This is a genomic window from Sphingobium aquiterrae (genome assembly GCF_037154135.1).
In the GTDB taxonomy this organism is placed as follows: domain Bacteria; phylum Pseudomonadota; class Alphaproteobacteria; order Sphingomonadales; family Sphingomonadaceae; genus Sphingobium; species Sphingobium aquiterrae.
Genome location: NZ_JBANFL010000011.1, coordinates 83,965 through 96,746 on the forward strand (window position 1 = coordinate 83,965; position 12,782 = coordinate 96,746).

14 protein-coding genes are annotated in these 12,782 nt (G+C 67.0%); 2 read left to right on the forward strand and 12 right to left on the reverse strand.

Annotated features, from left to right (window positions below):
* Positions 1 to 5 precede the first annotated feature (5 nt).
* Positions 6 to 689: a phosphatase PAP2 family protein gene (locus tag WFP78_RS13190; RefSeq protein ID WP_336962990.1), complete on the forward strand. Its 684-nt coding sequence runs from the start codon at positions 6 to 8 to the stop codon at positions 687 to 689.
* On the opposite strand, the gene WFP78_RS13195 is transcribed toward WFP78_RS13190, so the two are convergent.
* The 6 genes from WFP78_RS13195 to WFP78_RS13220 all read right to left on the reverse strand — a co-directional run bounded on the left by WFP78_RS13195 (position 686) and on the right by WFP78_RS13220 (position 5,853).
* Positions 686 to 1,957, reverse strand: a complete 1,272-nt coding sequence (locus tag WFP78_RS13195) for a dipeptidase (protein WP_336962993.1) — start codon at positions 1,955 to 1,957, stop codon at positions 686 to 688. The two genes, WFP78_RS13190 and WFP78_RS13195, sit on opposite strands and share 4 nt — an antisense overlap.
* Before the next feature lie 107 nt (positions 1,958 to 2,064).
* Complete coding sequence (locus tag WFP78_RS13200; RefSeq protein ID WP_336962995.1) at positions 2,065 to 3,318, reverse strand: bifunctional alpha/beta hydrolase/OsmC family protein; 1,254 nt, start codon at positions 3,316 to 3,318, stop codon at positions 2,065 to 2,067.
* Positions 3,319 to 3,341: 23 nt separating this feature from the next.
* A complete protein-coding gene (locus tag WFP78_RS13205) occupies positions 3,342 to 3,725 on the reverse strand; it encodes an OsmC family protein (RefSeq protein WP_336962997.1) in 384 nt (127 codons plus the stop codon).
* Positions 3,726 to 3,750: 25 nt separating this feature from the next.
* A complete protein-coding gene (locus WFP78_RS13210; protein WP_336962999.1) occupies positions 3,751 to 4,647 on the reverse strand; it encodes a pirin family protein in 897 nt (298 codons plus the stop codon).
* A 32-nt stretch (positions 4,648 to 4,679) separates the two neighbouring features.
* The gene (locus WFP78_RS13215) at positions 4,680 to 4,997 is read right to left on the reverse strand and encodes a hypothetical protein (protein WP_336963001.1); all 318 of its coding nucleotides are present in this window, start codon (positions 4,995 to 4,997) and stop codon (positions 4,680 to 4,682) included.
* A gap of 157 nt (positions 4,998 to 5,154) precedes the next feature.
* Positions 5,155 to 5,853, reverse strand: a complete 699-nt coding sequence (locus WFP78_RS13220; RefSeq protein WP_336963004.1) for a pirin family protein — start codon at positions 5,851 to 5,853, stop codon at positions 5,155 to 5,157.
* Between the two features lie 113 nt (positions 5,854 to 5,966).
* Between WFP78_RS13220 and WFP78_RS13225 the strand changes: the two genes are divergently transcribed.
* Positions 5,967 to 6,896, forward strand: a complete 930-nt coding sequence (locus WFP78_RS13225) for a LysR family transcriptional regulator (RefSeq protein WP_336963006.1) — start codon at positions 5,967 to 5,969, stop codon at positions 6,894 to 6,896.
* An 88-nt stretch (positions 6,897 to 6,984) separates the two neighbouring features.
* Here WFP78_RS13225 and WFP78_RS13230 read toward each other — a convergent pair whose 3' ends face one another.
* The 6 genes from WFP78_RS13230 to WFP78_RS13255 form a co-directional block, all read right to left on the reverse strand.
* Complete coding sequence (locus WFP78_RS13230; protein WP_336963008.1) at positions 6,985 to 7,683, reverse strand: YoaK family protein; 699 nt, start codon at positions 7,681 to 7,683, stop codon at positions 6,985 to 6,987.
* A 136-nt stretch (positions 7,684 to 7,819) separates the two neighbouring features.
* Entirely contained in the window at positions 7,820 to 9,217 is a 1,398-nt protein-coding gene (locus WFP78_RS13235) for an alginate export family protein (RefSeq protein ID WP_336963011.1), read from the reverse strand.
* A complete protein-coding gene (locus tag WFP78_RS13240; protein ID WP_336963014.1) occupies positions 9,210 to 9,647 on the reverse strand; it encodes a DoxX family protein in 438 nt (145 codons plus the stop codon). The genes WFP78_RS13235 and WFP78_RS13240 overlap by 8 nt, the downstream gene beginning before the upstream one ends.
* Entirely contained in the window at positions 9,644 to 10,549 is a 906-nt protein-coding gene (locus WFP78_RS13245) for a VOC family protein (RefSeq protein ID WP_336963016.1), read from the reverse strand. Before WFP78_RS13245 ends, WFP78_RS13240 begins: the two co-directional genes overlap by 4 nt.
* A 41-nt stretch (positions 10,550 to 10,590) precedes the next feature.
* Entirely contained in the window at positions 10,591 to 12,534 is a 1,944-nt protein-coding gene (locus tag WFP78_RS13250; protein WP_336963018.1) for an amidohydrolase, read from the reverse strand.
* Positions 12,531 to 12,779: a XapX domain-containing protein gene (locus WFP78_RS13255; RefSeq protein ID WP_336963021.1), complete on the reverse strand. Its 249-nt coding sequence runs from the start codon at positions 12,777 to 12,779 to the stop codon at positions 12,531 to 12,533. The genes WFP78_RS13250 and WFP78_RS13255 overlap by 4 nt, the downstream gene beginning before the upstream one ends.
* Positions 12,780 to 12,782: the final 3 nt, after the last annotated feature.

Consider the following 12,782-nt stretch of genomic DNA (forward strand, 5'->3'; position numbering starts at 1 on the left):
TCCCCATGGTTTCTCCCTTCGGCAAAAAATGGGGCAAGCGGGTCGACAACCGCATCCTGCTGGTCTTCCTGCTGCTCGCGGTTGCGATCTTCATCTTCCTCAAGATCGCGTCCGAGATCGTGGAGGGCGATACCCTGGCCTTCGACAGGGTCATATTGCGCAGCCTTCGCAGCGCCGCGGACCCGTCCGTTCCGGTCGGGCCGGGCTGGCTGAAGGTCGCCGTGATCGACCTGACGTCGCTTGGCGGGGTGACGGTGCTGACACTCATCACCCTGCTCGCCGCGGGCTATCTCTGGGCGCGCAGACGGGCGGGGACGGCGCTCTTCCTGATCGTCGCGGTCGAAGGCGGCGCGCTGCTGGCCAGCCTGCTCAAATCCGGCTTTGCGCGGCCCCGGCCCAATCTGGTCGCGCATCTGGTCGACGTGCATACCGCCAGCTTCCCGAGCGGGCATGCGATGAATTCGGCCATCGCCTATCTGACGCTCGGCACCCTGCTCGCCGGCGCGCAGCCCGATCAGCGAGCGCGGGCCTATATCATGTCGGTCGCCGTCGCACTGACGCTCATGATCGGGTTTTCGCGGGTCTATCTGGGCGTTCACTGGCCCAGCGACGTCATCGCCGGCTGGTGCGTGGGCGGCAGCTGGGCGGCCATCTGCTCGCTGACCGCCCGCGCGCTGCAGCGGCGCTAGCGCGTGACCGGCACCGCCGGGATGGCCGCGGGATCGGCCGCGGCCTGCGCCTCGCGCACGACGCGCAGCGCGTTGCCGCCCCAGATCTTCGCAACATCGGCGGGCGTGTAGCCGGCCTTGAGCAGCGCCGCCGTTACCTTGGGATAATCGGTGACGTCCTCCAGACCGTCGATGCCCCCGCCGCCATCGAAATCGCCGCTGACGCCGACATGGTCCACGCCCACCAGCGCGATGGCGTGGAGCATGTGCTTCATGAAATCGTCAAAGGTCGCGCGCGGCACCGGCCAGCGCGCGTCGATCGCCTTGCGCTCGGCCATCAGGGCCTTGCGCCGATCGGCCGTCGGCGTTCCCATGGCGGCAAATTTCGCCATCAGCGCCTTCATCGCCGCGTCGCGCTCGGGGATTTTCGGCTGGGCGATCATGTAGCTGCTGAACGCGTTGATCTGAATGACGCCGCCCTTGGCCGCGAGCAGCTTCGCGTCCTCATCCGTCACGTTGCGCGGATGGTCGAAGATCGCGCGCATGCCGGAATGGGAAAGGATGATCGGCGCCTTCGACAGCGTCACCATCTGCCGCAGGGATTCGTCCGAGGAATGCGACGCATCCACCACGATGCCAAGGCGATTGGCCTCCGCCACGAACTCCCTGCCCCTGGGGGAAAGCCCATGCCATTCCGCGCCCTTGGGATCGGTGGCGCTGTCGGCCAGGTCGTTGTTCAGGAAATGCGCCGGGCTCGCCATCGTCACGCCCAGCGCGCGGAAGCTGCGCATCAGGCTGAGGTCGGCCTCGAACGGAGAGCCGTTTTCCATGCTCAGGAAGACGAAGCGCTTGCCCGCAGCGGCGATGCGGATGGCGTCGTCCGCCGTCAGCGCCAGTTCGAACACATCCGAATGCCTGGCGATCATCTCGCGGATCTGCACGGCGCGCACGATGGCGTTGTCGCGCGCCAGCCTGTCCCCCTCCGGCGTGCGCGGCCCCTGCGGCGTGTAGATCGCGAAAAAGCCGCCATCCACGCCGCCCTCGACCATGCGGGGATAATCGACCTGATCGCCATCCTCGCCATAGCTGTGGCGATCCATGATGCTCCAGCCCGGCCGGCCCAGATTGGCGGGCGTGTCGAAATGGGTGTCGAGCACGATCGCCCTGTCATGCGCGGCGCGGGCGGCGTCCGTGCCTTGCCCCAATGCCGGAACCGCGATGAACGCAGCGCCGAACAGCAGGAGGAAGCGCGGCAAAAGCAGGCCAGACAGGAGGAAGCGATGGTTCATGATCCGTGGTCCCTTGAAATTTCGTCGGCGTCTCAAGGCCCTTCGCGCCATCGGCCCGGTTGCTCCCGAACCTGGCGATGGCGCCGGACCTTGCGTCTTTCAGGGGGTTAAACGTCCGCGCCGACGATACCCTCCATCGCCTGCATATGCTCTTCCGCCGGCTCGGCGCTGGCCGGGGGCTCGCCCAGCGCCGTATCGAAGCGCGCGCCCCGTTCCAGCGAGCGATGGACGGGGCAGCGATCCGCGATCTCCAGCATGCGCGCGCGCTGATCGTCATTGACCGGCCCCTCGATCGCGATCCGGCGGCTGAACAGGTCGGGCATGTCGGCCCCCGCCTCCCGCCGATGGCCCACTGCAGTGCGGATGCGCGTGACCGGCAGCCCCTTGCCATCGGCATAGAGGCGCAGCGTCATCGTGGTGCAGGTCGCAAGCGCAGCCGACAGCAGATCATAGGGGGACGGCCCCGATCCCAGCCCGCCCACGCTTTCGGGCTCATCGGCAAGGAAACGCACGCCCCCGGCACTGATCGCGACCTGGAACTTGCCATTGCCCGTTTCCTCCGCCTCGACATCCGTGGGCAGCGCGGGCTGATCGGCAAGCGGCGGCAGATAGCGCGCGGCCCATGTCGCGATGATCCCGGCGGCATAATCGGCATCGGCCTTGCGCGACAGCAGGTGATCGGCATCGTCCAGCGAGATGAAACTCTTGGGATGACGCGCGGCGACGAAGATGCGGGTCGCATTGTCGGCGCCGACGGTATCGTCCAGCGGCGCGTGCATCACCAGCAGCGGCCGGTGCAGCGCCGCGATCCGCGCGCCAAGGTCATGCGATCGCAAATCGTCGATGAAGCCCTTGCCGATACGGAAAGGCCGGCCGGCAAGGTGCGCATGCGCTTCCCCCTTCGCCTCGATCTCTTCCAGCGCGGCGGGATCGAACTGCTTGAGCGCGAGGGACACGTCGAACGGCGCGGCGATCGTCGCCACCGCCTTGACCGAGGGCAGGTCGCCCGCCGCCGCCAGCACCGCCGCGCCGCCCAGGCTATGGCCGATGAGCAGGGAGGGCGTCATGCCCGCCGCCGCCATCGCATCGGCCGCGGTCATCAGATCGCTGACATTCTCCGAAAAGCTGGACCGGGCAAAGTCGCCGCCGCTTTCGCCAAGGCCCGCGAAATCGAACCGCAGCACGCCGATGCCGGTGCCGGCCAGCGCCCGCGCGATGCGGACGGCGGCCAGATTGTCCTTCCCGCAGGTGAAGCAATGGGCAAAGATCGCCCATCCCCGCACGCGCCCCTCGGGCATTTCGATCCGGCCGGACACGGCATGCCCCTGCGCGCCGGTGAATGCAAAGGGCTGGATAGGCATGGATGGCGGCTCCGGTTCCGGGATCAGGCGAGACGGGTATGAATCGGGATGCCGCCCTTCAGTGTCAAGGTGACGGGCGTGCGCTCGGCGATATCGGCGAGCCGCGCATTCTGCTCGGCATCCAGGCCGCCGATCGCCAACACCCGCTCGATCCGCAGTTCGCCCGGCCCGCCGGTCAGCCGCAAGGACACGTCCACCGTGTCGAGCGGCCATTGCTTGCGGTCGGCATACATGCGCAGCGTGATCGCCGTGCAGGCGCCAAGCCCGGCAAGGATCAGGTCGTAGGGCGCCGGGCCGACGCCCTGCCCGCCCAGCGCGGCGGGCTCGTCGGCGGTCAGGCGGTGGCCGCCGACCTCGATTTCGGTGCGATAGCGATCCTTGCCGATATGGGCGGTGCCATGGGCCATGATGATGTTCCTTTGTGGTTGGGAGTCAGGCGGGAAGCGGGGTGAATTCATGTTCGTCCGGGACGGGCGCGAAACGCCGGGCCTGCCAGTCGGCCTTGGCCTGTTCGATCCGTTCGGGGTCGGACGACACGAAATTCCAGAAGATATGCCGCTTCTCGGGCAGCGGCTCCCCGCCCAGCAGCATCAGCCGCGCGCCGCCCTTCGCCCGCAGGACGATTTCGGCGCCGGGCTTGAAGATCACCAGTTCGCCGGTCGCGAAACCGCCGGCCTGGCCGATCACCTCCACCGCGCCCGCCACGACATAGATGGCGCGTTCGACATGCTCGGCCTTCAGCTGATAGCGCGCGCCGTCGATCATCGCGATATCGGCATAGACCATGTCGGAGAAGGTCCTGATCGGCGAGACCAGACCGTCCGCGCTGCCCGCGATCAGCGTCAGGCGCATGCCGGCATCCTCGGCCGAGGGAATCTCGTCCGCCTTGTGATGCGCGAAGCCGGGATCGACTTCCTCGTCCCGGCGGGGCAACGCCACCCAGGTCTGGAGGCCGAAGAGCCTGCCGCCCGATGCCCGCACCTCCGGGCCGGTCCGCTCGGAATGGACGATGCCCTTGCCCGCCGTCATCCAGTTGACCTCGCCCGGACGGATCGGCTGGAGCGACCCCAGCGAATCCCGGTGCAATATCTCGCCTTCCAACAGGTAGGTGACGGTCGCGAGGCCGATATGCGGATGCGGGCGAACGTCCAGCCCCTCACCGCTGTCGAAGGCGGCAGGCCCCATCTGGTCGAAGAAGATGAACGGGCCGACCATGCGGCGATGCGCCGAAGGCAGGGCGCGGCGCACTTCAAAGCCGTCCCCCAGATCGCGCACGGGGGGCAGGATGACGAGGTCTACGCCTTCGATGTCGCTGGAACGGATGCTCATGGGACTCGTCCTTGTCTGAAAGGGTTTTAGGGTCAGGCGCCGAGCAGCGCCATCGCCTCGATCTGGGCGCGGGTGAAGCCCTGCGCCGAAAGGGTCGGGATATGCTGTTCGGCCAGGCTGTGGCTGCGGCCGCTTTCGCACAGGAAGGTGCGGACCGCCTCCAGCTGCGGCGGCAAAGCGGGCCTGGGCCTGGCTTCCCCGATCAGCCGGTTGACGGCGCGGCCGAGGATGGAAGGCCGCGATGCCTTGGCGGACGGCGTGCCGCATCCGCAATCGGACACCGCGCTCAGCGTGCTTTTCACCCGATCCCATTCGGCATCGGTCAGGCGGGGCTTGGCAATATCGAGCATCTCTGGCCTCCTGTTCGGGATTGGATATGGGTTGGGATGACGCCGATGTAGCAGCGGGCTGCTTTCCGGATCAGCTGGAAAAGATCGTGCAAAATGTTCGATAAAATCGAAATGTGGGCGCATGCCGGCCAAGGGGAGCCGACATGCGCCCGGTCATTCATGCCGCGTCGACAAGAACGATCTCGCTGTCCTCGATCGCGGTCACGGTCAGCACGTCCAGATCGCTGATCGCCGCGCCGTCACGGGCATTGACGCGCACTTCGCCGATCTGCACCGCGCCGGTGGCGGGGACCAGATAGGCCTTGCGGTCCTTGCCCAGCGGATAGTCCGCGCTCTCGCCGGCCTTCAGCGTGGCGGCTACCACCCGCGCATCGGTGCGGATCGGCAGCGCGTCATTGTCATTCTCATAACCCGAAGCGAGCGTGACGAAATGGCCCGAACGCTCGCCCTTGGGGAAAGGCCGTGCGCCCCATGCGGGTTCCTCGCCGCTGCGGGTGGGGACGATCCAGATCTGGAAGATCCTGGTCGTCACATCCTCCATATTATATTCCGAATGGCGGATGCCGTTGCCGGCCGACATCACCTGAACGTCGCCCGCCTCGGTGCGGCCCTTGTTGCCCAGGCTGTCCTGATGCGTGATCGCGCCCTCGCGGACATAGGTGATGATCTCCATGTCGCGATGCGGGTGCGGCGGAAAGCCGGTCTGCGGCGCGATCGTGTCGTCGTTCCAGACGCGCAGGTTGCCCCAGTGCATCCGGGCCGGATCGTGATAACCGGCGAATGAGAAGTGATGCTTGGCATCGAGCCAGCCGTGATTGGCGCCGCCAAGGCTGTCGAAGGGACGAAGTTCGATCATGTTAAGTCTCCATTGCGCGCGACCGGTGCCGCGCCGTTGAAGACGATTTAGGGATTGCCAGCTTTGCGGATCAGAGGGATAAATTCATTCGAAACGTTCGAGAGAATGGAACAGTGAACAATCCCGGCACCCCCACCTTCGATCAACTCCGCATCTTCCTCGCCATTGTCGATACCGGCAGTTTCGCCGCGGCGGGCCGCAGGCTCAACCGTGCGGTGTCCGTCATCAGCTATGGCATCGCCAATCTGGAAACCCAGTTGGGGATGCTCCTGTTCGAGCGCGAAGGCACGCGCAAGCCCAGGCTGACCGTGGCGGGCCGCGCCGTGCTGGCAGAAGCGCGCGCGGTGAGCCAGGGCATCGACAGGCTGCGCGCGAAGGTGAAGGGCCTGCTCGACGGGCTGGAGGCGGAAGTCGACCTTGCCGTCGATGTCATGCTGCCGAGCGAGCGGCTGGGCCGCGTGCTGCGCGCCTTCGCAGAGGAATTTCCGACCGTCCAGCTGCGCCTGCATATGGAAGCGCTGGGGGCGATCACCGCGATGGTGCTGGACCGCAAGGCCGTGATCGGCATTTCAGGGCCGCTGGCTGCGGGAATCGAGGGCGTGGAATGCATCGCCGCCGGCTCCGTGCCGATGGTGCCCGTCGCCGCGCCGGATCACCCATTGGGGCGCATGGACCGCATCGCGCCGGGCGCGGGCCGCGACTATACCCAGCTGGTACTCACCGATCGTTCGCGCTTCACCGAGGGGCAGGATTATTCGGTGATGAGCCCCAAGACCTGGCGCCTCGCCGACCTTGGCGCCAAGCACGACCTGCTGCGCGAGGGCATCGGCTGGGGCAATATGCCGCTGCCGATGATCGAGGACGATCTGGTCGCGGGCACGCTGATCCGCCTCGCCATGCCGGACCATCCGGGCGGCACCTATCGCTTCGCCGGCGTATGGCGGCGCGACACGCCCCCCGGCCCCGCCGCCTCCTGGCTGCTCGACCAGTTCGTCATCATGGGGCAGGTCGACCGGGAGCTGGAGGGCATGGGCGACATCTAGAGCGTTTTCAGGATGACCGTAAAACGGTCATCCGGTTCGAAAATGCGGCAACAAAGACCAGAGCGTTTTCGCTCAATGTGAAAACGCTCTAGGCAGTGGGTGCCGCCGAGGCCGGGTGCAGGGCGCAGGCAATGGTGCCCAGAAGCACCAGCAGGCCGGCGATCAGCAGCGGCGGCGCAAGCCCTACCCGCGCGACCAGCACCGCGCCGAATGCCGCCCCCACGAAGATCGCCGCGACGGCGCCCAGCCGCTTCGCCCAGTTCGGATTGCCGCCGCCCGCCAGCGACGAGTCCGCCGCGATCCCCGTCAGGGTCAGCGTCAGCACCGTGGTCGTGAGATCGGGCACCTTCAACTGCCGGATCGTCGCATTGCGGAACCCCATGGCAAGGCCGGTCAGCGCGATGACGGCATAGACGCCGTGGGCCGGCGACTGGCTGGCGATATCCAGGCCGATGGCAAAGATCGCCGCGATCCACAGCAGGCCCGTCTCGACCACCGCGGCGGAGAGCAGCCAGCGGCGCAGCGGCAGGCCGGCATATCCCTTCCCCACCCGTCCGGCGACCAGCGCGCCGAACAGGAAGGCCGCGATCGCAAGGATATAGAGCGGTGCGCGAAACCCCGGCGTGCCGGCGGCGGCAAAGCCCAGGAAGACGATATTGCCGGTCATATTGGCGGTGAAGACCTTGCCGAGGCCAAGCACGCTGATCGCATCGACCATGCCGGTCGTGACCGACAGCAGCAGGAGCAGCCAGGAAAGCGGCGCGGTGGTGGGCTTGGCGGCGGTCATGTCTGTCTCCCAATAAATGGATGGCCGATGAATGGATGGACTGGCCGCGAACCGCTCTAGGCCCGACCATTTCTGCAAAACATCCAGATAAAATGCGGGCGTTCATTCAAGATAATCGAACGGACATCCGCTCGGCTCATATCCGGTAATTGGCCTCCAGCCCCAGCATGCCGATGGTCTTCGCGCGCCCGGACTGGCGCAGGAAACCACCGGCATCGAAAGCCGAAAGCGAGGTCGAGAGTTCCAGTTCGGGCGTCGCCTGCCAGCTGAGGCTCGCCTCGACTTCCTTGCCGACGAAGCGGGACGTGGCATGGCCCGCCGGCCGGATCAGGTTGCCGGGAATATCATAGATACCGTCCCCGCGCGTGTAGCGCCAATAGGCCATGCCCGCGATGCTCAGCGACAGGGTGTCGCGCAGCGCCAGCGTCACGCCGGAGTGCATGTTGATGATGTTGGAGGGGCCGACGGGCGACAGCTCGCCGAAATATTTGCCCTTGGGAAACAGTGCGTTGAAGGTGCCCAGCCGGCCATCCCGCGCATCACGGTCGCCGCTGACGATGTTGACGCGCATCGTCGCGCGCGGGCGGAACGGCGCGGACGGGAAGCTGCGCGCAACCTCCGTCCCCAGCGTCCAGGCGCGGATCTCCTGCCCGGCAAAGCGGCCAAGCTGCACGACACCCTCGACATTCCAGCTCCACGGGCCCGATGCCCCATGCGCCCGCGCGCCGATGCTGTGCCGTTCCTCGCGCCCGGATACGCCGCCGAACAGCGCCGCACGGTTGCGATAATGCAGATAATAGAGGTCGACGCCGGGCAGCGCCGCATAGGCGCCCCAAAGCGCCCTGGTGGACGACGTGCGATCGTCGAAATCGCCGGTGCCGGGGGTTACGGGGTTGACGGCGAACAGGCTGAGCCTTGCCGCGCCATGGGTGATGTCCGCCCGCGCGCCATCGAAGGCGAGCGGCACATTGGGGCCATAGCGCGTACCGATGAGGCGCTCCGTCCCCAGCGACAGCATCTGCCGCCCGCCGCGCAGCGTGATGGCCGTGGCGGCATCGACCGGCAGCGTCACCTCGGCAAAGCCCTGCAGCAGGTCGACGCCGGTCCGGTCGATCGGCCCGGCGGAGGGCGCGACGCCCATCGCATAGGCCGCAATGGGCTGGACGAAGGCGCGGGCCGCCCCGACATGCAGGTCGACATAGGGCATCGCCCGCAACCAGAGATAGCCGTCATCCGGCGCGGCCGCGCCGCCCCAGAGATTGTCGCGATAGCTTTCCTGCCGCAGACGAAGCTCCGTCCCGGTGCCGATCCAGATGCTGCCGCCCTCGCGCCCGCTCTCGTTCAGCGGGATATATTTCAGCGTCTCGGTCCAGTGCCCGGTGCCCGAGGCGGGATCGGCGAGTTTCGACCAGTCCTCGTCATAGCGGGTGATCGTCAGCGTCGGCGCCTGCCAGGCCTCGCCGTCCTGCGCATGGGCGGGCATGGCCGCCAGCGCGAGCGGCAGAAGGCCCAGGACAGCCGCAACTCTAGCCATTGGTCGGCTGCCGACGGGAAAGCATGGCCACCAGGACGAAGCCGCCGATCAGGCCGACATGCTCGAAAAAGGCATTGGTCGCCATGAACCGCGCCTGCCCGGTCATCGACCAGAAGGCATTGGCGGTGATCGCCGCAAGCCCGGTGAAGACCCCGAGCATCCCCGCGCCCAGCCAGACCATGCGGCCCGACAGGATCAATACAGAGCCGATCAGTTCCACCGCGATCGTGAGCGCGGCGAACAGCGCGGGCGCGGGCATGCCGAAATGCGCCTGCTCGGCGACCGCGCCCGGAACGTCCGTCAGCTTGGCGATGCCGCCCAGCAGATAGGCGCTGGTAAGGGCGAAGCGCGCCACCAGGCCCGTCATCCGCCAGTCAAGCACGGTCTCCACGAACCGGGGGGCGCGGGAGGAGATAGGCCGCGCGCTCATCGTGCGGCGCCCTGATGGATTTCGGCGATGTACCCGCCCGGAAAGCGCACCATCGCGGCCCTGCGGCCTCCGGCGTCATGGGCCGGCACCAGGGTCTCGACGCCCGCCGCCGTCGCCTTTGCCAGGGTCGCGGATAGATCGGCCACCTCATAACCGGTCATGTCGCGGCCATAGGGCCAGGGCAGCTGGCCATCGGACACCAGCACCAGCATCCTGCCATAGCCGCTTTCGATCCGGACCCGGCGGATCGCCTTGCCGGGCTGCCCCACCTCTGCGCCCGGCGCCGCCTTTTCATCGGCGACGATCCGGCCATGCGAAAAACCGATCCAGTGCGCGATGAAGGAATCGGCCGCATCGGCGGTGAGATACACCCGGTTTTCCGGCACGCTGGCCAGCGGCGCATAGCTGGGCCTGGCCGTGTGCCAGTAAAGCTGCATGTTCACCCCGCCCGGCCACTGGACCACGACATCGCGACCGATGGGATCGGGGAAGGTCGTGATCAGCCGGGTCGCGCCATTTTTCAGCGCCGCGCCGACCGCACCGTCCATGTCCGTCACCAGATAGCCCGTCCGCTCGGCCCCGAAGGGATAGGGAATGGGCGTCCTGAAACCGAAGACGGACACCGTGCCCGCGGGCGTCAGCACCAGTTGCGACTTGGTGAGGCTGGGCGTCGGCGTGACCTGGAATTCGCCCTGCTTGCTGGCGGTGCCGCCGAAGGTCGCGGAAAAGCTGGTGACGAAGCGGTCGAAGTCCGCCTCCGGCACATAGACATGGGTGGTGTCATATTGCGGCCCGACGGCATAGCTGGTGGCGGCGGGTGCGGTGGCGGCGGGCGCGCCTGCGCCTGTCATCGTGCCGACACCGATCAGGCTGGCGGCCAACAGGATCTTGAAGGAGGTCATGGTTCGCGTCCTTTGGAAAAGTCGGGGGGTGAAGAGCGAAATCAGACGGCCCAGCAGCCGCAGCCAAGCGCACCCCAGAAGCTCTGGACATCGGCGGCGGGCACCGATGCGCCGAGCGCGGCGGCATGATCGTGCCCATGGACGCCGCAAGACGCATGACAACCACAGGCGGAGGCGAGCTTCTGCGCGGTTTCGGGCTTGCGGTAATAACCGCCGAAGGTCGCGACCGGCGACCAGTCGGGCATGGCCTTGGGCGCGACCGGCGCCAGCGGACCGAAATCGCCCTCGCCATAGACGATCTTGCCGCCAAGGACGGTCAGCACCGAACGCAGATGCGCGATCTCATCCTCGGCCACACTGAAATAATCGTCGGACAGCAGCGCGAGGTCCGCCAGTTGCCCGGCCTTGACCTGCCCCTTCTTACCCTCCTCGTTCGAGAACCAGGTGTTGCGCTCCGTCCACAGGCGCAGCGCCGTCTCGCGGTCCAGCCGGTTGCGGACGGGATAAAGCGTGAGCCCGCCGACCGTCTTGGATGTGACCAGCCAGCTCAGCGACACCCAGGGGTTATAGCTCGCCACGCGGGTCGCGTCGGTGCCCGCGCCCACCGGCACGCCGGCGGCCATCATCTTCTTGATCGGCGGCGTCGCTTCGGCGGCTTTCGCGCCATAGCGCTCGACGAAATATTCGCCCTGGAAGGCCATGCGATGCTGCACGGCGATGCCGCCGCCCAGCGCCGCGATCCGGTCGATATTGCGGTCGCTGATCGTCTCGGCATGGTCGAAGAACCAGTTGAGCCCTTCCAGCGGGATGTCGCGATCGACCTTTTCGAACACGTCGAGCGCGCGGCTGATCGTCTGGTCATAGGTGGCGTGCATGCGCCAGGGCCAGCGGCGTTCGGCGAGCAGGCGGATGACCGGCTCCAGATCGCCTTCCATCTCCGGCGGCATGTCGGGCCGGGCGACGCGGAAATCCTCGAAATCCGCCGCCGAATAGACCAGCATCTCGCCCGCGCCATTGTGGCGGTACGTATCGTCGCCGTCGCCCGGCTTCACCTGTGTCGACCAGCTAGCGAAATCCTTCAGCTCTTCCTTGGGCTTCTGGGTGAAGAGGTTATAGGCGATGCGCAGGGTCAGCTCGCCATCGCGATGCAGCTTTTCGACGATCTGATAGTCGTCGGGATAGTTTTGCGATCCGCCACCGGCGTCGATGACGCTCGTGACGCCAAGGCTGTTCAACTCGCGCATGAAATGCCGGGTGGAATTGAGCTGATATTCGGGCGGCAGCTTCGGCCCCTTGGCCAGCGTCGCATAGAGGATGGTCGCATTGGGCTGGGCCAGCAGCAGCCCGGTGGGATTGCCGGCAGCGTCGCGCATGATCTCCCCGCCCGGCGGGTTGGGCGTGTCCTTGGTATAGCCGACGGCGCGGAGCGCGGCGGCGTTCAGCAGCGCGCGATCATAAAGGTGCAGGATGAACACCGGCGTATCGGGCGCGGCGGCGTTGATCTCGGCCAAGGTCGGCAGGCGTTTTTCGGCGAACTGATGCTCGGTGAAGCCGCCTACCACGCGCACCCATTGCGGCGGCGGGGTGTTCTCCGCCTGTTTCTTCAGCATCGCCATGGCGTCGGCCAGGGTCGGCACGCCTTCCCAGCGCAGCTCCATATTATAGTTGAGGCCGCCCCGGATGACGTGGATGTGGCTGTCGATCAGGCCGGGGATCAGGCGGCGGCCCTGCGCATCGATCACGGTCGCGTCCGGCCCCGCCGCGGCGCGGGCCTCCTGCTCCGTGCCGACCGCCAGGAAGGTGCCGTTGCGGATGGCGACGGCCTGCGCGACCGGGTTGGCGCGATCCAGCGTCGTCACCTTGGCATTGATGATGATCAGGTCCTTGGGGGTCATGGCGAAACTCTCCGTGGCGGTCAGAAGGGCGGTGGCGGCGGCACCGGCGCCAAGGCCGGCAAGCGCCTGTCGGCGGGTCAGGGCGGTCATGCGTCGCGATCCATGTTGGCCGGCATCTGGCCGAGCACATGATGGGCGCAATCCTCGTGGACGAAACGAGTGAACTCGACGCTGCTGGTGAGGCGCCGGGCGAGCGGGATAAGCTGCTCGCCCAGCAAGATCCCCGCCAGCCCGACAAGGGCGATGACCGGCGGGGCGGGAGAACGCACGCCCAAGAGGCTGTAGACGATGCCGACCAGCAGCCCGGCACCCAGCGAGAGAAGATAGGGCTTCATGGC

Bases quoted from the DNA above. Each gene is read 5' to 3' on its own strand.
- WFP78_RS13230 (WP_336963008.1), bottom strand. From the start codon at position 7,683: ATGACCGCCGCCAAGCCCACCACCGCGCCGCTTTCCTGGCTGCTCCTG.
- WFP78_RS13195 (WP_336962993.1), bottom strand. From the start codon at position 1,957: ATGAACCATCGCTTCCTCCTGTCTGGCCTGCTTTTGCCGCGCTTCCTC.
- WFP78_RS13210 (WP_336962999.1), bottom strand. From the start codon at position 4,647: ATGAGCATCCGTTCCAGCGACATCGAAGGCGTAGACCTCGTCATCCTG.
- WFP78_RS13235 (WP_336963011.1), bottom strand. From the start codon at position 9,217: ATGGCTAGAGTTGCGGCTGTCCTGGGCCTTCTGCCGCTCGCGCTGGCG.
- WFP78_RS13240 (WP_336963014.1), bottom strand. From the start codon at position 9,647: ATGAGCGCGCGGCCTATCTCCTCCCGCGCCCCCCGGTTCGTGGAGACC.
- WFP78_RS13220 (WP_336963004.1), bottom strand. From the start codon at position 5,853: ATGATCGAACTTCGTCCCTTCGACAGCCTTGGCGGCGCCAATCACGGC.
- WFP78_RS13200 (WP_336962995.1), bottom strand. From the start codon at position 3,318: ATGCCTATCCAGCCCTTTGCATTCACCGGCGCGCAGGGGCATGCCGTG.
- WFP78_RS13250 (WP_336963018.1), bottom strand. From the start codon at position 12,534: ATGACCGCCCTGACCCGCCGACAGGCGCTTGCCGGCCTTGGCGCCGGT.
- WFP78_RS13190 (WP_336962990.1), top strand. From the start codon at position 6: ATGGTTTCTCCCTTCGGCAAAAAATGGGGCAAGCGGGTCGACAACCGC.
- WFP78_RS13245 (WP_336963016.1), bottom strand. From the start codon at position 10,549: ATGACCTCCTTCAAGATCCTGTTGGCCGCCAGCCTGATCGGTGTCGGC.
- WFP78_RS13255 (WP_336963021.1), bottom strand. From the start codon at position 12,779: ATGAAGCCCTATCTTCTCTCGCTGGGTGCCGGGCTGCTGGTCGGCATC.
- WFP78_RS13205 (WP_336962997.1), bottom strand. From the start codon at position 3,725: ATGGCCCATGGCACCGCCCATATCGGCAAGGATCGCTATCGCACCGAA.
- WFP78_RS13215 (WP_336963001.1), bottom strand. From the start codon at position 4,997: ATGCTCGATATTGCCAAGCCCCGCCTGACCGATGCCGAATGGGATCGG.